General features: G+C 53.9%; 26 protein-coding genes. 2 read left to right on the top strand and 24 right to left on the bottom strand.

The window, feature by feature from the left end:
* Nucleotides 1–183, top strand: a 183-nt coding sequence (locus tag Xentx_RS12885; RefSeq protein ID WP_244149863.1) for a tail fiber assembly protein, incomplete at its 5' end; no start/stop codon positions are given.
* A gap of 28 nt (nucleotides 184–211) precedes the next feature.
* Here Xentx_RS12885 and Xentx_RS12880 read toward each other — a convergent pair.
* From Xentx_RS12880 to Xentx_RS12865, 4 genes are read right to left on the bottom strand one after another with little or no spacing between them, the layout of a single operon-like run.
* Nucleotides 212–391 carry a hypothetical protein gene (locus tag Xentx_RS12880; RefSeq protein WP_074020626.1) on the bottom strand — a complete coding sequence of 60 codons (180 nt, stop codon included), beginning with the start codon at nucleotides 389–391 and terminating at the stop codon, nucleotides 212–214.
* Complete coding sequence (locus Xentx_RS19605; RefSeq protein ID WP_244149862.1) at nucleotides 378–1,037, bottom strand: hypothetical protein; 660 nt, start codon at nucleotides 1,035–1,037, stop codon at nucleotides 378–380. The genes Xentx_RS12880 and Xentx_RS19605 overlap by 14 nt, the downstream gene beginning before the upstream one ends.
* A 9-nt stretch (nucleotides 1,038–1,046) precedes the next feature.
* A complete protein-coding gene (locus tag Xentx_RS12870; RefSeq protein ID WP_074020625.1) occupies nucleotides 1,047–1,628 on the bottom strand; it encodes a YmfQ family protein in 582 nt (193 codons plus the stop codon).
* Nucleotides 1,619–2,515: a baseplate J/gp47 family protein gene (locus tag Xentx_RS12865; RefSeq protein ID WP_244149864.1), complete on the bottom strand. Its 897-nt coding sequence runs from the start codon at nucleotides 2,513–2,515 to the stop codon at nucleotides 1,619–1,621. The genes Xentx_RS12870 and Xentx_RS12865 overlap by 10 nt, the downstream gene beginning before the upstream one ends.
* Here Xentx_RS12865 and Xentx_RS19600 point away from each other — a divergent pair.
* Nucleotides 2,504–2,668 (top strand): hypothetical protein, encoded by a 165-nt coding sequence (locus tag Xentx_RS19600; protein WP_244149865.1) that lies wholly within the window; start codon nucleotides 2,504–2,506, stop codon nucleotides 2,666–2,668. The two genes, Xentx_RS12865 and Xentx_RS19600, sit on opposite strands and share 12 nt — an antisense overlap.
* A gap of 24 nt (nucleotides 2,669–2,692) precedes the next feature.
* Here Xentx_RS19600 and Xentx_RS12860 read toward each other — a convergent pair whose 3' ends face one another.
* The 20 genes from Xentx_RS12860 to Xentx_RS12770 all read right to left on the bottom strand — a co-directional run bounded on the left by Xentx_RS12860 (nucleotide 2,693) and on the right by Xentx_RS12770 (nucleotide 19,962).
* Nucleotides 2,693–3,142 carry a phage GP46 family protein gene (locus tag Xentx_RS12860; protein ID WP_074020623.1) on the bottom strand — a complete coding sequence of 150 codons (450 nt, stop codon included), beginning with the start codon at nucleotides 3,140–3,142 and terminating at the stop codon, nucleotides 2,693–2,695.
* Nucleotides 3,139–3,690: a phage baseplate assembly protein V gene (locus Xentx_RS12855; RefSeq protein ID WP_074020622.1), complete on the bottom strand. Its 552-nt coding sequence runs from the start codon at nucleotides 3,688–3,690 to the stop codon at nucleotides 3,139–3,141. Before Xentx_RS12855 ends, Xentx_RS12860 begins: the two co-directional genes overlap by 4 nt.
* Nucleotides 3,687–4,778 carry a phage baseplate assembly protein gene (locus Xentx_RS12850; protein ID WP_074020621.1) on the bottom strand — a complete coding sequence of 364 codons (1,092 nt, stop codon included), beginning with the start codon at nucleotides 4,776–4,778 and terminating at the stop codon, nucleotides 3,687–3,689. Before Xentx_RS12850 ends, Xentx_RS12855 begins: the two co-directional genes overlap by 4 nt.
* A complete protein-coding gene (locus Xentx_RS12845; RefSeq protein WP_074020620.1) occupies nucleotides 4,771–6,255 on the bottom strand; it encodes a DNA circularization protein in 1,485 nt (494 codons plus the stop codon). Before Xentx_RS12845 ends, Xentx_RS12850 begins: the two co-directional genes overlap by 8 nt.
* Nucleotides 6,255–8,327 (bottom strand): hypothetical protein, encoded by a 2,073-nt coding sequence (locus Xentx_RS12840; RefSeq protein WP_074020619.1) that lies wholly within the window; start codon nucleotides 8,325–8,327, stop codon nucleotides 6,255–6,257. Before Xentx_RS12840 ends, Xentx_RS12845 begins: the two co-directional genes overlap by 1 nt.
* Complete coding sequence (locus Xentx_RS19840; RefSeq protein ID WP_279625093.1) at nucleotides 8,327–8,458, bottom strand: hypothetical protein; 132 nt, start codon at nucleotides 8,456–8,458, stop codon at nucleotides 8,327–8,329. Before Xentx_RS19840 ends, Xentx_RS12840 begins: the two co-directional genes overlap by 1 nt.
* A 1-nt stretch (nucleotide 8,459) precedes the next feature.
* Nucleotides 8,460–8,813 carry a phage tail assembly protein gene (locus Xentx_RS12835; RefSeq protein ID WP_074020618.1) on the bottom strand — a complete coding sequence of 118 codons (354 nt, stop codon included), beginning with the start codon at nucleotides 8,811–8,813 and terminating at the stop codon, nucleotides 8,460–8,462.
* Nucleotides 8,814–8,816: 3 nt separating this feature from the next.
* On the bottom strand, nucleotides 8,817–9,176 hold the full coding sequence (locus Xentx_RS12830) for a phage tail tube protein (protein WP_074020617.1): 360 nt from the start codon (nucleotides 9,174–9,176) through the stop codon (nucleotides 8,817–8,819).
* Nucleotides 9,177–9,190: 14 nt separating this feature from the next.
* Nucleotides 9,191–10,663, bottom strand: coding sequence for a phage tail sheath subtilisin-like domain-containing protein (locus Xentx_RS12825; RefSeq protein ID WP_074020616.1), 1,473 nt, complete (start codon nucleotides 10,661–10,663; stop codon nucleotides 9,191–9,193).
* Nucleotides 10,663–10,839 carry a DUF2635 domain-containing protein gene (locus tag Xentx_RS12820; protein ID WP_074020615.1) on the bottom strand — a complete coding sequence of 59 codons (177 nt, stop codon included), beginning with the start codon at nucleotides 10,837–10,839 and terminating at the stop codon, nucleotides 10,663–10,665. The genes Xentx_RS12825 and Xentx_RS12820 overlap by 1 nt, the downstream gene beginning before the upstream one ends.
* Nucleotides 10,832–11,383 carry a DUF1834 family protein gene (locus tag Xentx_RS12815; RefSeq protein WP_074020614.1) on the bottom strand — a complete coding sequence of 184 codons (552 nt, stop codon included), beginning with the start codon at nucleotides 11,381–11,383 and terminating at the stop codon, nucleotides 10,832–10,834. Before Xentx_RS12815 ends, Xentx_RS12820 begins: the two co-directional genes overlap by 8 nt.
* Nucleotides 11,383–11,835, bottom strand: coding sequence for a gp436 family protein (locus Xentx_RS12810; protein WP_074020613.1), 453 nt, complete (start codon nucleotides 11,833–11,835; stop codon nucleotides 11,383–11,385). The genes Xentx_RS12815 and Xentx_RS12810 overlap by 1 nt, the downstream gene beginning before the upstream one ends.
* Entirely contained in the window at nucleotides 11,832–12,158 is a 327-nt protein-coding gene (locus tag Xentx_RS12805) for an HI1506-related protein (RefSeq protein ID WP_074020612.1), read from the bottom strand. Before Xentx_RS12805 ends, Xentx_RS12810 begins: the two co-directional genes overlap by 4 nt.
* Before the next feature lie 57 nt (nucleotides 12,159–12,215).
* Entirely contained in the window at nucleotides 12,216–13,139 is a 924-nt protein-coding gene (locus tag Xentx_RS12800) for a Mu-like prophage major head subunit gpT family protein (RefSeq protein ID WP_074020611.1), read from the bottom strand.
* Nucleotides 13,139–14,353 (bottom strand): phage protease, encoded by a 1,215-nt coding sequence (locus Xentx_RS12795; RefSeq protein WP_074020610.1) that lies wholly within the window; start codon nucleotides 14,351–14,353, stop codon nucleotides 13,139–13,141. Before Xentx_RS12795 ends, Xentx_RS12800 begins: the two co-directional genes overlap by 1 nt.
* 166 nt (nucleotides 14,354–14,519) lie before the next feature.
* Nucleotides 14,520–14,921: a phage virion morphogenesis protein gene (locus Xentx_RS12790; RefSeq protein ID WP_244149860.1), complete on the bottom strand. Its 402-nt coding sequence runs from the start codon at nucleotides 14,919–14,921 to the stop codon at nucleotides 14,520–14,522.
* Nucleotides 14,922–14,986: 65 nt separating this feature from the next.
* A complete protein-coding gene (locus Xentx_RS12785; RefSeq protein ID WP_074020608.1) occupies nucleotides 14,987–16,279 on the bottom strand; it encodes a phage head morphogenesis protein in 1,293 nt (430 codons plus the stop codon).
* Nucleotides 16,263–17,834 (bottom strand): DUF935 domain-containing protein, encoded by a 1,572-nt coding sequence (locus Xentx_RS12780; protein ID WP_415843320.1) that lies wholly within the window; start codon nucleotides 17,832–17,834, stop codon nucleotides 16,263–16,265. The genes Xentx_RS12785 and Xentx_RS12780 overlap by 17 nt, the downstream gene beginning before the upstream one ends.
* Nucleotides 17,831–19,390 carry a terminase large subunit domain-containing protein gene (locus Xentx_RS12775; RefSeq protein ID WP_139292492.1) on the bottom strand — a complete coding sequence of 520 codons (1,560 nt, stop codon included), beginning with the start codon at nucleotides 19,388–19,390 and terminating at the stop codon, nucleotides 17,831–17,833. Before Xentx_RS12775 ends, Xentx_RS12780 begins: the two co-directional genes overlap by 4 nt.
* Nucleotides 19,390–19,962 carry a DUF3486 family protein gene (locus Xentx_RS12770; protein ID WP_415843321.1) on the bottom strand — a complete coding sequence of 191 codons (573 nt, stop codon included), beginning with the start codon at nucleotides 19,960–19,962 and terminating at the stop codon, nucleotides 19,390–19,392. Before Xentx_RS12770 ends, Xentx_RS12775 begins: the two co-directional genes overlap by 1 nt.
* Nucleotide 19,963 lies beyond the last annotated feature (1 nt).

The following is a 19,963-nucleotide window of genomic DNA, read 5'->3' as shown; positions in this document are numbered from 1 at the left end:
AAACGCTATCTAATGTCTCAGGCTGCAAATACCATTACGCCGTTGCAATATGCTGTAGATCTGAAAATGGAAACGGATAGCGAGCAATCGACACTGATCACGTGGAAAAAATACATGGTGTTATTGAACCGTGTAGACTGTTCGACAGCACCCAACATTGACTGGCCTAAAGCACCAGAATAACAATCAGGGGCATAGTGCCCCTTGATTGTTATTCGGTTGGCACATCAATCAAAATAGGTTTCCCTGCCTCATTAACTGATAACAGTTTCCCCTGTGGTATTTCTCGTTCTCGGAAAAACCAACAATCATCCGGTAGTTCAATTGATCCCTCTGTATCGTGAATTGCGGGTAAAACCTCAGTCAGCGTTTTGGGATTAAAACGGCGCATAATAGATTCTCCATGAAAAACTACTGCCTGATGCCCCCCCATTCGATACCTGACAGCGCGCATTAAAACCAGAACGGGTTAACGTTCTATCAATAACCATTGATATATGAGCAACATTCTCCGTTGTGTCATAGGCAATACGTTCAGCTATGCTGATATAATACGAGGTACTGGGTAGTTCTATGGGGAAACGGACTGTCGCTAATCCCGCTATCGGTGAACCCAGACCAAATAATTCAATCGCACCATCTGACCATATCACCCACGTACCCAACGCGTTTCGCCCGCGTTCAACCACAAATTTCGCATTTTCCACCCGTTCCACTGTTTCTGCCAAACCGAGGTTTTTCACAAACTCCGGTTTATCCAGAATATCGGCGCCATTCTTGGATTTTTCCAGCCAGCCTTTGGCAACAATTGCCTTTATCGCTACCGATAATTGATTTAGCTTACTTTTATCTGGTGTAACACCAGCTTCTTTCAGCACATTCAGCAATTCCGCCTGAATCTGGTTAAACCATTCTTGCCCTGGATAACTGGCACTTAATCCAGCGCCCCCTTCAGTAAACCACTGGGGTGTGGAATTATTGGTTGGGGTGATGGCAGGCATCACGCTGATACCTGACGGGTTATCAAGTCCGAACATCGTTATTCCTCACTCATAAATAAAAACAAATTCAGTTTCGGCTGGCGCATAACGTTCCAATAGACATTCCAGATCGGCAGCGTCAGCAATGCGCAGGCGTTGCTGGCAGTTGTCCAGAACGGTCGCAAAATGTGTCTGCCGATCGGCTACATGGACAAACACGCGAAACCAGTTGATATCGGGGTAAATAGGATAATTACAGTCGCGCAGACAGTGATGGGGGTAACGTTCTTCCAGTTTGACACGATAGCCACGGTCGGCGGCTAGTCGTTCATAGAACTGATTACACAAGCTGCCGGACATAATTAGCTTAGCTTTGACGGCTTGGCGGCGGCTGTTAATTGATGATTCTTTGTCAATGCTACAGTCAGGCAACCCGGCAAACTCTTCCCAGTCTTCCAGTAACATAAACGCCCGGTCGGCGTAGATCTCTTCTAACAAAGCGGCATTAATGGCGTCCACCCGGGCAAACTCTTCCCCGGTTGCCAGCATCAGCTTGGCCAGATTGCCGTCAGGGTCTTTTGACCAGGCTAAACCGTTCGGTAACAATTGCAGCCCGGCGCGTTGGTAATCTTTGGCTGTCATCGCCATGTGATCTCTCCCAACACGAAAATCTCATTTTCTACCGCATGAATATCGCTGGCCGGGCTGATTACCGTGTTATCAATCTCACCCGATGTGTTAGAAACCGTTGCACGGATTTCAGACAAGAAGGAAAGACCACCGGGACGCAGGCTTTCCAGATAGATTTTTAAGTTCGCTTTAACAGCATTACGCACTTCTTCCGTATTGGGGGATAAACGAATAACAAAGTTAATGACTTTTGCAATGGGACTCATCACGATAAGCTCTGCGCCTGTGGTCTTTCCTTCCACCTGGTTGGTCACCGGGTTGATATGTCCGGTCAGATAGTCGTTGACTCTGTTTAGATCGTCTGCACCGGGGAAGATATTAGGCTCTTCATCCATGACGAACATCACACCGACCGTACCATGCCCACGATAGCGGGGAATACACCAGGCACGGGTGACACCCGGTACTTCCAGCGCCCAGCGTTCATAGTCATACTGGTTACCCCCTGACGGCGGATATTGCACCCGGAACAACAGTCGGGAACGTAGCGAATCAATAGACTCCTGTTCAGCACCGCCGCCGATATATCGACAGATAGCCTGCGTTTGCACATTCACCACAGGCGAAATTAATTCCAGTGGCACGCCTTCAGCCGTGTTCCCCTGGCGACCTGCCTCAATAGCGCTCACAGAGACGGCGTTATCACCGGTCACCGCATAAACAATCTCAGTAGATTCAAACGTGATACCATCGGGACGCTGCCAGCGTGTCCCGTCGGGAATTAACGTATCCGCCGAAACGGTTACGGTCAATGTGCCGTTGGCATTCGTGGCCGCTTTGCGCCAGACGCCCCAGAACTCGCAGTGTTCCAGCAACTTATCATCATCGGCAAGATGCGGAACCACCTGACGGCTGGTCCAGGCTACGTGGTCATGCAGTCCGGCAGCATTGCCGGCATTGGCATACGCGATAGCATTGGTTGCCCTGAATGCGGTACGGGCATACGTTCCCCGCAACCGGCTTTCAATATCGGCCTGATTGCGGGCGATCAATTTTGACAGTGAGGGGGCGTTATACGGCATTTAAATCCTGCTTAAATGGGTTTTAAAGGGCATCGGCAGCACGCTGCCATCGAATAACGTGAGAGTGACGGTCAATAGCAAAACACCCGATTCAGGTGCCGTCGCCTTAACGTCAATTTTTTTCACGTGACCATCCTCAATCAGCCAGGCCAGTGCCTCGTCAGCATAGGCTTTGGCACGGTGCAGAACGGCAGCCAGTTGCTTTTCACGGGCGAGCAGCCAAAGCCGGCTGCCAATGGGACGATCGTTAAAGGTATCGCCCCACCAACCGCGCCTGTCAGTGCCTGCACCTGTGGGTAGTTCGTCTGAGTCCAGCGCCCGACGGTCAGTGAATAATGAAATGATGACCGCCGTGCTGAATGTGGTATCCAGGGCAATATCCGCATTATCGATAACAATATCTGCACCGTTGATTTGCCACTGTAATGCGATATCATTGGTTGCATTCATCGGGGTTTGCTCGTACTGTATCCGTCATGTTCAGTATGGGTATGGTTTTTACCACTCGTTTGGCCTGACCCTGACAGATGATCTTTAGCCTGACTGACGCCGACTATATCCACATTGCCCGTAAATTGGGTTTGTGGCGTATCAAACACAATATGCTCTTCAGCCACCACCTCCAGCCGTTTGCACTGAATGCGAATAACGCCATTTTCGGTCAGCAGAATGTGATGCCCTTCCAGATGATAGACGGCACTGTCCCCACTCTGAAGGTTCCCCAGACGGCAACTGCGGTTATCTACGGCAATGGCAACCAGGTGCTGGCGAACGCCGCCCACCGACACCACAATGGCTTCGCTACCCGCGGGCGGAACGCTGGTCTGCCCGTAGTTCTGGAACCGCTCGACATCATCCGCCGTCTCTTCAGCCAATAACGATACCTGAATATTTTGTTGCTTGAGGGCATCATTAACGACGTTCACTACGCCACGTGATATCAGCAGTCGGATACGGCGGGACAGGCTCGCGGTAAATTTATTGAATTGCGCTATCATGGTTTCCACCTGACATCTTGTTGAACTTTCTTTTCTGGGTCGGCGGGTTCGGTGAATCCATCGCGGGGCATCAATTCCAGCCGGGTTATCGTACCGTTATCGCTATCCAGCAGGTAATTAACGGCAACGATCAACAATGGATCATCGGGAAATCCTGCTTGAGGAGCCTGTAATTGCACCATTTCATTGGGTTGCCAGAGTTGGCCATCCGGTTTAAACCAGCCCCGAACACCCACGGTTGCAGTTGTGGAATGCGCCATTGCCCGCTTTTGTTCCCACGCTGCGCGGGCGGTGCCTTTGGCTTTCGTCATGTTGTCATCGGCCAAAAAAATAGTCGGGCGGTAACGGGTAATGGCAGGATCTCGCGCATCCATATAAATGGCCGTTGATTGTACCGGGGTTTGGGTTTCACCCCAGCGACCACCCGCCGCCGATGCCCCTTTGACGCGGTAGAGACTAAACCGATCATGCCAGGATAATGACGTATCCAGGGTTTTGATTTTGACGCCAGTATGCTGGGTATTGCCCAAGACTAGCGCGGCTACGGACTGACTGCCTGCGGTGGTAAAAACCAGTTCGCCTGCGGCATTGCTGGTGACTATCACGCCCCGATGCCGAGCCGCTCGGGACAGGTTGTCAAAAACGGTTTCACCCGGTTCGATCTGCCACTGACGAAATGCGGTAGCGGCGGCGGCATCCTTAACCAGCCAGCGAACGGTAACCCCGAACGGCTGGCACAGATCTTTGGCGATGGTTTCCAGACTGACATTGCGACACTGGCCCTTGCCATGCATGGCGGCACAGTCAACCAGGTCGCCGGTCTTGTCCCGGCCGGATAATGTAATCGTGCGTTCATCCGTATTAATACCGACGTCAACCGCGTCAACATAACCCGTCACCACCCGCTGGCCGTTGATTGCCAACTGGCAGGCATGACCGGGCGTCAGTACCAGCGGTGAATCAGTGTTTCTGACGGTAATGCCCAGACTAAACTGGCCGGACATGTCTTCCAGACTGCGGGTGACATCCAACGTTTTCCAGCCGGAATAGATTTTATTGCCCAGAATCAACTCGATGGTATTAGCCATAGATCACCTCAACATCTACCCCACCCGAGACGAACGCGGGGTGACGAATGCCATTGCGGCGGATAAATCGGTTAATTTGCGCGACACTGCCTGTCTCGCGGTGTAGTGTGACCAGGGCAGGTTCAGTGCCCATCACCTGAACAGATCGGGCAGTGGGTAAGGCACTGGCCGTCACCTGCACCTGTTGCATCCAGACAATACGAAAATCACGTAACTGGTCTGATGTACGGAACCAGCCTAAATCCCCGGTTTCGACTATCAGTTGCATGAAGGTGTCATCCAGTTCGGCAATGGTCTGGCGAACATCCGCCACGGTTTCTATCAAAGGAATGAGGGTATTTTGAGCCAATTCTGGGATAAAAGGTGTGATACCGGAAGTCATTGCAGCGACACCTGGGGTAACTGTTGTACCTGGGGTAACTGTTGTGCCTGGAGTAATCGTTGTACCCGGAATAACCGTTGTGCCAGGAATACCAGGAATAAATGTACCCCGTGCTTGTAACACACCATTAACAGATTGCAGTGGTATGAAACCCCGTTGAGACAGTGCCCGCGTTAACGCAGGCGCCAGTTGCTGACTCCGTGCAGTCGCGGCGGCCGCATTCAAATTTAAGATGGCTAACTCTTTTGCAATAAAAATGCCTGTCGTGGTATTTATCACATGTTGAAGCTGGGCCACTGCGGGCACATTGGAGCGAAATTGTGACTGAATACCACTGGACGTTTTACGTAATGCCCGATGGGCAATGTCGGGTGTGGCAACCTCGGCCATGCCGGAAATCAGGTCGCTGATAGTGCCAAACAACTGTGCAGGCGCATTGATCAAATTTTTCAGGGCACCTTTCAATCCCAGCGCCGCACCCAACAATTGATTCATACCCGAGTTAGCGGGCAGACTGCGAATGCCGTTAACAATGGTATTGATGGTATTTTCAATGGCGTTCAGACGTTCAGTGGCCTGATTAACCGTATCCTTAAATGTTTCCCAGTTCGCCGTAATATCCGCCAGTATGCTGTCGGTCAACGATTCACCGTTCAGTTCCGGTTGTTGTGCGACGATGGGCGCTGTATTATCGAGTGCCGGAACAAACGTCACGGAAAACAACGCAACCCCGCCGGTGTAACAAGATTCACGGACGGTGTAGGTTTCAATTTGCACCTGCTGTTTGCCGTAATACGGATGATCAATTTCACCGGGTTCGGCTTTTTCCAATGCAGTAATCAGCGCATCACGCTGCTCAAAATAGTTGTCACCGAATACGACTGCGGTGAATGAGTATTCCCGCGTACTCAAGCCCATATCTTCTGTTTCGCCATCATCCCGCAGCGGGTACTCATGACGAACGACCCGACGCCCACCGGACACGGTGGCATCATCAATGATATAAAATGGCACATTACGAAAGGTGCCTTTGCCCGTGCCGATGCGGCTGCGCCATGAGGTGTCATCAAACAACGTCATAAATTGATCAAACATTAATACGTTCTCCCATAGCTGTAGCCGGTGTTGACCCGTAAATCGATATTCTCCGCCTGAACGGATTGAGTTTTGACCCGTAAATCGTCAGCGGATTCAACTACGACGGTGATTTTACCCTCCGCAGGTTTAGCCGGCGGAGGCTCAGGTTGCTGCTGTGACACCGCCAGACGATCAACCAGATAATCCGGCCAGTTTCCGAAGGCGTTTGGCCGTTCGTTCGTTAGATACGGTGGGGGTTTAACCCCCTCTGTATTGGCATGCTTATCGAGGTCATTCCACCAATTGTTCGGAGGAACAGGCCAATCCGGTTGTTTTTCGGTAGGAGCGGGTTTTTCAGCCGGCCAGTTCCCGGGTAAGTTTGGTTGTTCTCCCGTTAAATAAGGTGGACGTTTTACACCTTCAGTATTGGTATTCTTATTGAGGTCATCACCCCAGTTTCCCGTGAGGTAAGATGACGGTTTAACGCCCTCTGTTTTAATCTTCTCATCGCGTTCATACCACCAGTTAGTCAGGGGGGCAGGTAACCAGCCCGGCCCTTTTTCGGCATGGGGATATTCTTCAGCCATCTTGTCCAGATGTTTTTGCAGGTTTTCAGTCCCTTCCTCAGAAGATAAAAGAGGAAGAGAAGCCACAGATGATATCGCAGAACCCCGTACACTATTACGCCACCCCCGGCGATTATCTGGCCCACCACCATTTCCATTATTGTTATTACCCTTGTTTTGATCTTGCCAGTTAGTCACATAGACAGGGACAACCTCAGTGCCATCACTACCAAGACCCCCACCACCATTACCGCCAGCCCCTCCGGCACCCGGGCCATTTTTGATGTACTGGGCATAGTTAAAGATTTTTTGTCCTGCCCGCCAGGCATAACGGGCGGCCACCGCAGTGCCAATGGCCATCGCGGCTTTCTCAATCGTCGCGGCGTATTTGTCCAGCTCTTCAGGCGTCAGATCATTGATGGCATCCGCCAGTTCCTGAACAGGCTTAGCCAATCTGAGCTGCGCAAACCGCTCTCCCGCATTGGCAAGCGAAATCAAGGCGGCATTCAGGGTCTGGACGTTTTGGGTAGCTTTCTCTTCCAGCAATCCCGCCTGGATATTGGTCGGGTTGGCAATCGTTTTTGCCAAATCCCGCTTCTTAGCGTCAGCAAACACCATTGCTAATTTCAGCGTATCGCCATCAAAAACTTCTTTTAGGTTACCTTCTTTTTGATAGGCGCGTTTGCCAATGTCAAACAGCAGATCAGCGGGTTGTTTCAGTTGCCCATTTTTATCTGTGGGTTTAATCCTGCCACGTTGCCAGAGTGTTTTTAATTTTTCCGGATCTTTAATGACGTCGAAATATCCCTGCACGGCAGCGGCGGCCTGACCTGGGTCATTAAATTCCGCATTGGCAACCCGGATCAAGGCCAGCATCTGCTGCTGGTCTGTCTGTGATTTCCACTGGGTATCTTTACCCAGTCCCCGTAAGGCACTGAGCTGGTCGGTAATATTGCCGGTGCCGTATTGGCTGGCTGATGCAATCCCATCCAGCCAGTGCTGCATTTTTTCTGGCGACTGGTAGCCAACATTAAACATCGCCCCCAGTTCTGTCCCGGCGGCGGTGGCTTCCATTTTGATGCCGTTGATACCCAGGGCCAGGTTATCCAGATGTGCCAGTGTCGCATCCAGATTGTTGGTCTGTTCCAGAAAGGCCGAGGCCGCCGTGGTTAAATCGTCGGTGGTCAGCTTACGGCGACCCGCCACTTTGGTGATGGCGTCATCCAGGGCATTGACCTGGTCAGCCGTCAGGTTATAACGTGTGCCCAGTTCGGTCATCTGCTGCTGGCTGTCGGCCACTTTCTTGGCGGCCATCGCCAGACCACCCCCGGTCACAAACCCCATCAGGCGGTTATCAAATTTATCCAGCAGTCCATTGGCCCCCGTGACCGCACTGGAAAACAACCGCATAGAGCGGCTGCCTTCAGCACCAAACCGGCGGATACTGGCCCCAAACTGGCGGGCGCGTTGGGCAACATTGCCCACCAAATCCACAATAAACTGGGTACGGTTACGTGTGGTCATTAACGTTTCTCCAGCCAGGATGAATACAGCCGCAGTTTCGGCAGGGATAACGCCAACGCCCAGGCAGGACCACCCCGCAGGCGCTGGCCAACATACAATGCAGTGCGTTCAACGGCACGAACGCACTGCAAACTATCGCCCCTCGTCGGCCATCCGTGCCGCCGTCTCCAGGGCTGCGGTGCGGTGCAGGTCAGCGTGGGACGCGATCCGTTCCAAATCATCCTGATGCAGGGTTTTCAGCATATCTAACGGGATCGGGCCGTTAATTTTACCGATACGGGCAATGGTACGGCGCAGCAGTTCGTATCCCATCCGGGAGGGACTGGACAGCAGGGTGGGGCCATTGGCCGTGACCACCACCCGCTCGCTGGCCGCTTCGGCATCAATCAGGTCACCGGCGGTCAATGGGCGCAGCTCAACCTCAAATTGCAGTTCAGTCTCATCCCCCTTGCCATAAGCCAGGCCGTGTTTTAATTCAAAGTGCATTGCTTAGATCTCCTTACATTCCACGGCGATAAATTCGGCGGAAATTTCGCCCTTGCTGGTCAGCGTGGTATTGCCATCACACCAGGCATTGGCCAGCATGAATTTTTCACCCGTATCACATTCAAATGAAATGGTGGCATCAACGGCGTTCTTAATGGTAAACAAGCTGACACCCGGCCCCTGAGGGATAGTACAACTCAGCCGGGCTTCTTTGGGGGTCTGCTGCCAGCCGTAAACGCGGGCACCAATCACTGGATCACGGCTGACGCCACCCGGTGTTAATGTAGCGCCCTCTTTGGACGGCAACTCTTTTCCGTTGAGGTGAATATAGGCAATGCCCGTATACTGATATGGACCGGCCATAGGTGATATCCTCTTTATAAAATAAACTGGATGGCATGGGCATAAATGCGGAACTGGTTAACCAGGTCTGGATTGCTGCGCACGTTCAGGCGGTTACGGTCGTTTTTGTCCCGCTCCACAATCAGCGTTTGCTTGAACAGATCAAAATCTTCAACGAGTCCCGCAAATTCATGTTCGGTGAACAACGCCAGCAATTCCGTGCGAATGACTGACGGCGTCACCACCGCCTGCCCGGCACTGATACGGGTGCCGTCGTTCGCCAGTTTGTGGCGCGGGTATTTCTGGGTGATCCGTACCCGGGTGGCATAACGCAGATAGGACAGGGTCGCGATGGTTTCCACATCCAGATAACTGGGGTCAGGGTCGCCAAACGCATTCTGGCGGTACATGGTGATCATGCGTTCAATCTGCACATTACCGCCGGTATCCACCGTGAACGTGGAAATACCGTCATACAACAATAAGTTGCGTTCGTTCAGCGCCCAACGGTCACCGCGTGCAGGGGGAAGAATGCCCGGCAATTGCAGCGTTTGCAGGGGACGCGCCGGATCAATACTCAGTGACCCGACAGCCACCCCGGCCAGCGTGGCGGCCCACAGGTACGCTGGCTGCGGCGAAATGCCCGTTGCCAGGGTGGAAAACAGATAATCATTGCGAGCCGTACCAAAGGTTGACGTTTGCGCCAGCGTGCCACGCTTCGCCATCCAGCACAGGCCGTCAATCATTTTCAGTGGCCCCCAACGGTGCTTCAGTTCGTCACGCAGCAGGTTTAAATTGAAAGTATCCGTAAACGGGTTAACGATATAGTTCCACCAGGTATCGCCAAAGGCGGTAATCGCCGGTGTCAAATCCGGGTTGCCCGTCGCGCCACTCAACGGGGTGATGCCGACATTGATCCCCGCAGGCAGCATCTCACCGTCGTAGTAGTTCACCCGGACATCAATATCATTGCCCGTGGCACCGGACCATTTGGCAGTTAACAGCACGGTATCAGAGAGTGACTCACTGCGGGCGGTCACCGACAACTTATCATTGGCGTTAATGGCATCCCGCACTTTGCCCGCCATCGCGCCGGCATCATCGCCCGCTTTGACCGTAACACGGATCGGCATACCTGCCACCATCAGGGCAATCTGGCCAGTCTGGGCAGCCTTGCCCACCAACTGAATTTTGCCCGTGGCCTTCACCCCGTTGGCATCATCGTCAATTGCCAATCCCCACAGATCGGCGAAGGCGTTGCCCCGAATAAAGGCGCCGGCCATTTCAGCCAGCATAGAACCCCGGCCAAACGCCGCTTCAGCCGCACTGATGGAGGTAATACGGAACGGTTGCCCGGCAGGCACCTGGCCAGACGCCGTGCGCAAGCCTAACAACAAGGTCTTATGCAACGTGGGCGGGGTGCCGGTGACGGCGGCCGAATTATCGAATTCGATATAGCACAGTGGCACACGGATATTGGACGGGATGTCATTAAATGAGATCGTCATTATTGTGCTCCTTTCTTCAGTTTAAGCGGAACAACTTCAGTCACGTCGCCGTCTTTCAGGCGACGCAGCCAATACGCGGTGCGGGGCTTGGGTTCCCCGTCAGCAGACAATGGCTGGTACGTTTCGGGGTCACGGACAATCAGTCCGCTCACGGGTTTCAGATGCAGTTCAGTCATGGTGTTTCCTGTCCTGAATAGGTAATGAAATCAGGGCTTCCTGTTCGGGCGTGCCATCGGGTTGTGCCCATTGCTGGTCATGGGTGGCATAGTCATCCAGTTCGCTGGGATCAATGGGGTCAGGCAAGGGCTGCGGCGCATCAAAATAGAGGCCATAGACGGCCACCCCCGCCTGGCTCTGTGTATCGCTCCACAAATTGGCCACTTGCGTCAGGGTGAACGTGCCCGCCGGTGCCATCCGCCGGTTATTCAGCCAGCCTGTCAGTCGCTCGACGATTTGGTAAATCCCCGGGACATCGGTTTGCCTGCCGTTCAGGACCCGGGCGCTAACAAAGAGACCCCAACTGGAAATCGCGGTATTGCGGATCTCCCCCTGACGGCTGCCCAGCCAGGCGACATAGACCGCCGGTGCCGTATTAATGATGAGTTTGACGGCGGAATCACTCCATTGCCCCGGGTGGGTGTCCACCCGGCGCAGGGTGTTGCCAAACAACGCGGTGATGCCCGTTATCAGGCTGTCTGAAATATCACTGGTGATGGCCATCAGATAAATCCCCGCGATTTGGGGCGGCTCCAGACGCTACCGCTGCTGGTGATGATAGCGACATCCCCGCTGGCCGGACGTTCGGCTTCTTTGCTCAGCCCCAGACTGACATCACCCGCCGCCACTTTCTCCAGCAACCGGATAGCATCTTCCTGATCTTTGGTCGCTTTGTCTGTGGCTTCCCCCTCTTCCAGCGTGAAGCGGGCCAATACGCAGGCAATTCTGATCAACACAACCGGCACCGTTTTTAACGGCAATGTCGCGCGGCCATCGATATAACCATCAATGGTGGCGGCGGCATCATCCAGCGCAATCTGGATCAAATGCTCACGGGTACGCTGCAATGCTGCCGGTGACAGACTGTGAAAATCATCAATCTTGCTGTCGGTCAGGGTATTGAGTGCATCACGGCTATAACGGGCATACATGTCGCTCAGTGTGGCGTAGCTCATTTCTTGCCTCGTTTATCCTGCGTTGGCGATTGCTGTTCGGGGGATGATGAGTCCTTTACCGCATCTTCAATGTCTTGATTATCCAGCCCCCCTTTCGGGTCATCAGCAGGATCTGCCGTGATAACCGTAACAGACAAACGGGGGTCAGCTTCCAGCGCCTGAAGGGTTTCCCGCGTAACGAACGGCAGGCTGTTTTCCCCGGGTTGCAGAACCAACCCCGCACGCCGGTAGCCATCATGCGCGGTATTGACAACCTTGATCCCCACCCTTTCAAGGGGCGAAAGGGTATCCAGCAGCGGCGCAATATTCGTTTCATCAGACATAACATTTCAACTCCTGTTAAACCGGATTTAAACGGGGTGTAAACCCCGTTTAACACGTTACAGATAATCGCCGACAATCAGTTCCAGACGACCCTTCATTTCGTTGCTGACGGTGCCCCCCTGGCTGTCCACGGTCAGTTCACGCTCCAGTAACTGCGTGGCCTGTTTTTCCATAGACGGCGGCACCACCAGATGGGTCGGACGAATAGCCAGCGGGCGTCCGCCATCGGCTTTAAACCCACGCATAGCGGAAATCACTGACCAGACGTTATCCGCCGTCAAAGGGGCTTTAGCTGCATAAGCCAGTTGCCAGAAGGAATACCCCGCTTCGCAGCGCGTATCGACGCCGTAACGGATCAACTTGCGCATGAAGTTCTGTTCGTCATTCACCTGGTCCATTGCCACCATTTCCGGTGCCTTACGCTGCTGGAAGATCACCGGCTTGATGGCACGGGAGCAGTCGAGCACAAACCACGGCTGCCCTTTGTAGCCGTCTTCCGCCAGGATATTGCTGACGTGTTTTGCGTCGCCTGTGCCATCCACTGTCGGATAAACCGGATGATCGGTGTCAAAGAAGTTTTGCTTGTCATAGCAGAACGTTTTGAAACCATTAGTGAGCGCACTGAAGCAAAGCTCATCCGGCTGAACACCCGCCGCACGCCCCATTTCGGTAAACAACGGGGCATAAATTCCCACGTTGTCATCTTCAATATCGTCGCGATCAACCCCGACCGTGCTTTCAAACGGGCGGTTAATCAACTGGTAGCCATGTGCCTGCATGTCATTGATAACGCGATCACCGATCCATTCCCGCATCCCCGGGAATTTACCCAGCCAGCCATAGGTATTGGATTTGGTGGTACTGGGCACCACAGTGGCAATTTTTTCATACTGGCTCGGGGCATCGTCCAGGCCGTTCTGAAAGTCACCGTTCCAGCCCGTGAACAGGCTCTTGATTAACGCAGGAGTTACGATAGCCATTATTTTTTGGCTCCTTTTTGTTTACGTTTCAGGAATTCCGCTGTCGTCAGCCCTTGCAGGCGAGCGGCTTCTTTATCGGCGGCGGACAACACAGCTACGCGGTTAGGCTGGCGGTGTTGGGTGGTCTGGCGGTGGGTCAGGGCTGGGATACCGCGACGGCCGGAAATGGCGGCATTGAGTGCGGCGACGCCATGCTGACGATAGACACTGCGTAGGTATGGCACTTCCGCTGCGACAACCCGTCCGCTTCGGCGAGCAGCCGCAATAATGCTTTCTGCGCTGCCGCCTTTAGCATTGGCATTTAACACCGCCGCCTGACGGGCCAGCAGGTTATACGCACGGGCGGGCACAAATTGAGTTAAATCAACCCCGTTCAGCGCTGCCTCTTCCAAAATTTGCTCCACTTCAGTGAGTTCAGCGGTGTTGTCATCAATCAGATTGGTGACTTCCGTGGAGATCGCGTCAGCGTCCGGGGTGGTTTCAATCACGGCCTGCGTATCCAGGGCGACCTGGGCGGACGCTTTCAGTGCCTCCAGCGCGGCCAGTGCCTGTGTCAGCAAATCGCTGACCGCTTCGTCGGTCAGTTCGGTGGTGTCTTCAGGCAAGGGGATGCCTAATAGCTCCAGCACCTGCAACAACATGTCATTCATGGGAAAGTCCTCTGTGATAGGGGATGGGGAAATCAGGGTATCCCGTTGCGCACTCAGGGCCGCGATGGATTGCATACCCGTCAGACCGGGATCATTGGTTAATGCGCCCATCCGCAGGTAGAGCGGATGGCCGGATTCGTTATACGGAAATACGGCCGACAGGTAGGCCCACTCGCGGTTATCCACGGCCTGCTGTGCTGCCGGTGTCAGTGACAGCCGGACGAATAGCCCAACGCCCTCGCGCCATTGCATATTATTGCGTGGGTCACGCAACCAGCCCGCCGCCCGCGCTTCCGCGCACGCCGTGGCATCACTATCCTGTTTCAGCGTTACGTGGTTATAGTCAAACAGCACGGGCTGGCCAATCGCCACCGTCGCCGCAATAAATTGTTCGGCAATGTGGGCATCGATAAACCACTGCCCGCCGGGCACATCGTCCGGGCGACCATCCCGGGCGCTGAAATACCCGGCAGGCAGCAGTTGATACCAGCCATCGGTACTGGCTGAGATCGCCGCACTTAAAATGGCGACCCGGTTTTTTGGGGTTGGGATTCGGGTTTTCATACCGCCATTGTGAACGGCAAGGCAGTCAGGGTGGGTTTGTGGTAAATCACACCTTCACAGGGCAGGAAAAAGAAGAGGAATGAGACAAGTAACACTATAGCGCGTTTAAAACCCGTTTAAAAATGTCAGGAACCGTTTAAACGGGTTAAAGGCGAATCATTCCCTGTCAGCGGGGCTGTAGTGCCTCTGCGTGCTGCTGGTTAATGATATCCACGATATCGGCAATTCCCTGTCTGGACAGTCCCATATAAGGACGGGCAGGCACCGCCGCAGGACCGGGGGACATGGTTGGCAGGCCGCCCCATTGATGGATCGGCGCGTAGATCTTATTTGAACCCATCGCCGCACTCACGGCATCATAGGTGGTAGACAGCGACAATGCCAGCCCGCCCTGCGTGCGTTGCAGCATAGGTCCCGTGTGCCCGCGGGCGTCCAATTTTGCTTTATAGCGGGGTGTCAACGGTGTCCACGGCTGCCCGGTGGACGGGTCAGCCTGACGGGCAAAGGCGTCTTCACTCTCACTCGCCAATACCGCCGCCACTGCGCGGGTAATGGGGGTTGAATCCATTCCCAATTGCATCACGCGCTGAAAGGCCTGCTGAATATCCCGGTCATCAAACCGGACATCGAGTCTCATAACTGTCCCTCCAATAACGCATAACGCCCATTTTGTAAGCCCGTGCGTAATACCGCCAGCGGGATCGCATTAACTTCAACCACATGACCGGTCAGGTTTTCCATTGAACCCTGCTGGACAGGCACAGTCACGACAGTTCTGCCTGCTTCGCGTCCGGTTGCACTGATATACAGTAAATGCTGGCGGTTGTTGTCTAACATCACGGCGGCGGGCTGGCTGATAATGGCAGGCAATGACTGGTATTCCGCCAGTGTTCCGCCTGATGTTAAGGTGGTTTCAGTCACGGTCAGTAAACGCGGAGCCGACTGACCGAACCGCTGTTCGATAGTCTGTGCGAGGCTGTCCGTGACAAAACCCAGCGATTGCTGACCATGGCCTGTCTGGCGGTGTGTCATAACCTGACCGACCCATTGGGCAAACGCCTGTTGCCGGGCGGGTGCATTATTCAGTCCCTGGATCACCTGCTGGCGCAGCTCGCGGTTCTGCAACGCGAGCAATTTTCGCGCCATGCTGATATCAGCACCCATAGCCAGTTGTCCGGCATTGTTTGACCAACCCGCGCCCGTGGTCATTTTTTGACTGCCGCGCTGGAACGTGGTGGTTTCAGACTGGTAAATTTCGCCTGTCCGTTTATCGACACCGGTTTCCACCTGCTGACTGCGGATAGCGCCCGTGCTGGATTCGACGGTGAGCCCCATCCGTTTGACCTGCGCGGCCGTCAGGGCGCGTACCCGGCAGCGGCATCCCCAGTCATTGGGGGGATAGAGTTTCTCCCAGAGGGGATCATCATAGCGGAATACCCGCCCATGCATCGCAGCATGGCTCTGTCGGGTGCGCCCGTCCATAATGGCAATATATTGCCAGTAAGGGTGCGTATCGGCACTGGCCAGTTGTTGCTGGTAGCGTCCGGCTTGATAGGCGGTTGCCACATTGGTGCGGTAGATGGTCGCCAACCGTGACGGGCTGCCCAGTTGAACCTGTTCAGCCTGGCCGTCACGGTCAACAATGATCTGTTTTCCCCACCATCCCTGCTCTTGTAACCGGGGTGTCAGGGTGTTAATAAACTCACGTTCAGTGATACCTGCGCTATTCGCCTTATCCACCTGCTCTTGTAACGTAGTTAAAATATCTAACCGTGCCGCTTTGGCGACGGTAAACGCCCGTGCATGCACTGCCGCGTCAGCCTCCTGCCAGTTCCACGTGATTTCATAGCCCTTGGCGCGAAAATAATCGACCGCCAGCTTCGGCTCCAGTTTGGCGGCATAGCCTAAATCAATGGGTTGCGGCATTTAATCGTCCCCACAGTTCAGCGACAAACATCGCCCGGTGTAACATATCGGCCAATTGATCGTCATCCATCCCGGCATAAAGTTCCGCCGCTTTTTGTTGTGCGGCGGCATACCCACCTGTTTCCAGTGCCTGAATCAGGGGGGTGAGTAAGGGATCAACCGCGGATTGCCATTCCTGCCCACTGACGGCACCGGGTATCGTATTGACGGACACGGAAGCGGTATCAGCCGACAAAACGGCGTCAGGCAGGGCACTTAACATGGCGGAAGAGAAATCCGGTGCAGGTGGCGGCGCAGATTTCAGGCAATCTTCATCATCGGCGGCCATCGGAATTTGCAGCTTGTCATGCGCCCACTGCACCGGAATTTTCATCCCCATGCTGACCAATTGGGGCAAGGCCGCTGCATAGGCCGTGACATCCTCGGGTTCAGACAAATCAAATTCAAACACAGGTTTACGACGCTGGTTATCAAATGACTGGCAATTCAGGGCATACAGGGGGAAAACCAGATCACGGGTCAGCGTGGCTGCCAATTGGGTGGCATCGCTGTTGCGTACCTCAAACCGGACTTCATTATGCACATTGCCCAGCGCATTGGTACTGGTCGCACCGTCAGCCTGACTGGTGAGCGTGCCGCCCAGAATGGCTTTGGACATGCTTAACTCGGCCCATGACATCATGCCCATAAACGGGTCGGCGGTGCCATCGGCGGCGTTCTTAAAATCAATCATCATCGAACGGGGAATAATCCCGCCCGCGTTATGGCCGATGGACATGACGGCCTGAAGCAAGGTACGTTTCTCATTGTCCGTGGCACCGGCAGGATAGGTACCGACCCTGATAGGTAATCCATAGATCTCCAGAAATTCAGCCAGATCACGCACCGAATAGTTTTTGAAGATAAATGGCCAGACCAGTGTACGGATAAGTCCAGTACGCGCCAGATAGCCCGATTTTGACTTGGCCACATGCTGTATCCAGCCGAACGGTTGTAGCTCGGCCCCATCGGCTGTGCCATCCCGCAGGCGCAATTCGTTGCGCTCACCCTGGGGCGTTTGAAACCACGCCGGGTCACGCCATTCCACCGAACGCGGAATAATCAGATCATCCACGGTTTCCCATTCGATTTCCTGGCACGAAAATCCCTTCAAAATGGCGTCAGTGGCATCAAAGATGCAATCCGGCAGCCAGTCTGCATCCCGCAAGATTTCAGTCAGCAGTTCCGCATCGTGGATCTCTTCCCGGCTGGCGTTCGACGGCGGCGTGATTTTCCAGTCCAGTGACTGGAGGGCACGGCGACGTTTGCCCAGTTCCGATTGCAGGTGTGCGTCTCGCTCCTCCATATCTTCCGCCAGTTCGCACTGGGCCAGCAGTTGCCCGCGTTCAGCATCAATCAGGATCTCCGCCGCCCGGGCAGGCGTCAGGCCGCTGACCGGATGATCACCATAATAACGATGGAGTTGTGAGATACGGGACTCATCATCGGTTTGCCTGTCGGATTTAAACCAGAAACGACGCCCCACGGCATCGACCAGTCGGTTGAGTATTTTCACCAGCACCCCCGTTCAAAATTCGGTAAATCATCGTCATCATTGGCTGCGTGCTTATCCGGCAGCGGGATAAATTCAATCAGTTGGCCGTCCATATAGGTGGCACGGGTAAACATCAGGTAAGCGCCGGCGCTGTCACCGTGGCGCGTCTTACCGTCTGCCCCTTTGCGGCGGTTTTTATCGATTTTAGGCACACCGCGAATATTCTGGATTTGGCGCTGGTCGGCAATGATGTCTTCGTCTTTCGGGATAGTGATCTCATTCGATTCATACAACGCCTTATATTTGGGTGACCATTCACGGTAAAAATTGTCGGTAATATGGATAGCATCTACCATATCTTCCCCGTAACGCAGCAAGATCGCTTCACCCAGGTAGCCGCCGTTCCCGGTGGCATCAATGGCAATCCCCACCAAACGTGGTAAGGTATCAATCACGGCCAGCGCGATTTGACGCTGTTGGTTATAAGGCACATCGTGCAGTTCAACGGTCAGCTTTAGCACGCGACGGGTGTCTTGCTCGACGCTGCCAGCACCAATCACCGACAAGTCACCGCTGCGGGCAAAGTCTTGCCCATACGCATGACGGGTATCAGGATCAAACTGATTAATGATGGGAGTGAGTGCTTCCGCAATAAAGGTCTTAACGGTGCTGACACGCTCGTCTTCTGTCCATGTCATGTACCCCTTTGGCATACTGAAACGTACAACCACGCAATTTTCATCGGTGGCACGGTCAATCAACACACGGGGAATATAGGCACCGCAGCCTTGTTTCGGCACGCAATAATATTCTTCCAGTGCATCCTCTTCCGTGGCCGTGTCTTTCAGCAAATTGGCTTTCCATTCGTCTTCGGTTTCCTGTGACCACGGCTGGTGTCTGACCTGACAGATACGCTGATATAATCCCTCGTTGCAGGCATCATCCAGCGTAATAGTGTGAATGGAATAGCGTTTGCGTCCGGCGCGGGAATCCTGGATCAGCGCATTAAACAGGTTTTCATTGCCATTATGAGTGGAAATGATGCGCACCTTTGCACCCCACATGGTCAGCGCCAGCGCGGCTTTCAGGACTTCCGCCAGCTGCTCATGGAAGGCGGCTTCATCAATGGTGACATTGCCCTGCATCCCGCGCAGGTTCTTGGGGTTACTGGACAGCGCCTGCACCTTAAAGCCGCTGCTGAAGTAAATAACAAAGGTCAGGATATCCTTGTCTTCATCGGCGAAAACTTCCTCACCGACTTCGCCCGCCGCCAGCCCATACGCTTTGGCCCACATCGCCGCCGCGTCGATAAACTCGCGGGCCATTTCTTTATTTGATCCAATGTAGAAATGGTTAGTGCCGCCCGCTTCACGCGACAGGGCGGCAGTCAGTGAGGCATCGGCCGCCTCCGCCCAGGTTAACCCTGTCCGGCGGGACTTTTCAGCAATCTTGAGGACGGCATCATCCGCTATCCAGCGCCGTTGATAGCCCAACAAAACCGCATTGGGATCAAACGTCGCGTCATTCACCGCATTGATAATAAATGCTGTCGCAGGATTTTGTTGTGTGGTTTGCATCAGGCAATCCCCAAAATTTGTCGGCGGATATCGGCGGCAGCGTCAGCGGTCAACCCGGCCTGTTTGACGATTTTTTCTGCCTGTTCTGCCGCTTCTGCCGCAAAGGCCGCACGGATCTCTTTCTCACGCTTGGTACTGGTCATCGCGGCTTGCTCGATACGAGCGGCAACCAGGGCTAACTGTGCCAGCGCCTTAGGTTCAACCACATTGTCACCTTCAGCCAGCGACATACTGGTTTCAAACGCGAGGGATTTCACAAATTCCTGCAATAATTTACCGATATCGGATGTCGGGGCAGAGCCAAGACGAGACACCCATACGTCCGCAATTTCGCGGCCCTCACGAATTTTGGCGCCTAATGTCTCCATACGCGACGCGTAGCGATTAAGCCCCGTCCGGGAAATTTTGAGATCTCCAGACAGGCCAGCGTCATCAATCAACTCATTCACGGCCGCGCGGATATCTTCTTGCGTGTGACGTTTATCACGCAACAGCGCATGTAATTGATCACGAATGGCATCCGGTAATAAATCGATTTTAGAGGGACGGCCGCGGGTACGCTTATCAGTCATC

It is taken from the genome of Xenorhabdus thuongxuanensis (assembly GCF_001908095.1).
GTDB lineage: Bacteria > Pseudomonadota > Gammaproteobacteria > Enterobacterales > Enterobacteriaceae > Xenorhabdus > Xenorhabdus thuongxuanensis.
The sequence above is the reverse complement of the archived record's forward strand: the minus strand, read 5'-3'. Positions and strand labels throughout refer to the sequence as shown.

Coding starts and splice junctions, on each gene's coding strand:
- Xentx_RS12880 (WP_074020626.1), bottom strand. CDS start 391: ATGCGCCGTTTTAATCCCAAAACGCTGACTGAGGTTTTACCCGCAATT.
- Xentx_RS19605 (WP_244149862.1), bottom strand. CDS start 1,037: ATGTTCGGACTTGATAACCCGTCAGGTATCAGCGTGATGCCTGCCATC.
- Xentx_RS12870 (WP_074020625.1), bottom strand. CDS start 1,628: ATGGCGATGACAGCCAAAGATTACCAACGCGCCGGGCTGCAATTGTTA.
- Xentx_RS19600 (WP_244149865.1), top strand. CDS start 2,504: ATGCGGAACCACCTGACGGCTGGTCCAGGCTACGTGGTCATGCAGTCC.
- Xentx_RS12860 (WP_074020623.1), bottom strand. CDS start 3,142: ATGAATGCAACCAATGATATCGCATTACAGTGGCAAATCAACGGTGCA.
- Xentx_RS12855 (WP_074020622.1), bottom strand. CDS start 3,690: ATGATAGCGCAATTCAATAAATTTACCGCGAGCCTGTCCCGCCGTATC.
- Xentx_RS12850 (WP_074020621.1), bottom strand. CDS start 4,778: ATGGCTAATACCATCGAGTTGATTCTGGGCAATAAAATCTATTCCGGC.
- Xentx_RS12845 (WP_074020620.1), bottom strand. CDS start 6,255: ATGTTTGATCAATTTATGACGTTGTTTGATGACACCTCATGGCGCAGC.
- Xentx_RS12840 (WP_074020619.1), bottom strand. CDS start 8,327: ATGACCACACGTAACCGTACCCAGTTTATTGTGGATTTGGTGGGCAAT.
- Xentx_RS12835 (WP_074020618.1), bottom strand. CDS start 8,813: ATGCACTTTGAATTAAAACACGGCCTGGCTTATGGCAAGGGGGATGAG.
- Xentx_RS12830 (WP_074020617.1), bottom strand. CDS start 9,176: ATGGCCGGTCCATATCAGTATACGGGCATTGCCTATATTCACCTCAAC.
- Xentx_RS12825 (WP_074020616.1), bottom strand. CDS start 10,663: ATGACGATCTCATTTAATGACATCCCGTCCAATATCCGTGTGCCACTG.
- Xentx_RS12820 (WP_074020615.1), bottom strand. CDS start 10,839: ATGACTGAACTGCATCTGAAACCCGTGAGCGGACTGATTGTCCGTGAC.
- Xentx_RS12815 (WP_074020614.1), bottom strand. CDS start 11,383: ATGGCCATCACCAGTGATATTTCAGACAGCCTGATAACGGGCATCACC.
- Xentx_RS12810 (WP_074020613.1), bottom strand. CDS start 11,835: ATGAGCTACGCCACACTGAGCGACATGTATGCCCGTTATAGCCGTGAT.
- Xentx_RS12805 (WP_074020612.1), bottom strand. CDS start 12,158: ATGTCTGATGAAACGAATATTGCGCCGCTGCTGGATACCCTTTCGCCC.
- Xentx_RS12800 (WP_074020611.1), bottom strand. CDS start 13,139: ATGGCTATCGTAACTCCTGCGTTAATCAAGAGCCTGTTCACGGGCTGG.
- Xentx_RS12795 (WP_074020610.1), bottom strand. CDS start 14,353: ATGAAAACCCGAATCCCAACCCCAAAAAACCGGGTCGCCATTTTAAGT.
- Xentx_RS12790 (WP_244149860.1), bottom strand. CDS start 14,921: ATGGATTCAACCCCCATTACCCGCGCAGTGGCGGCGGTATTGGCGAGT.
- Xentx_RS12785 (WP_074020608.1), bottom strand. CDS start 16,279: ATGCCGCAACCCATTGATTTAGGCTATGCCGCCAAACTGGAGCCGAAG.
- Xentx_RS12775 (WP_139292492.1), bottom strand. CDS start 19,390: ATGCAAACCACACAACAAAATCCTGCGACAGCATTTATTATCAATGCG.
- Xentx_RS12770 (WP_415843321.1), bottom strand. CDS start 19,962: ATGACTGATAAGCGTACCCGCGGCCGTCCCTCTAAAATCGATTTATTA.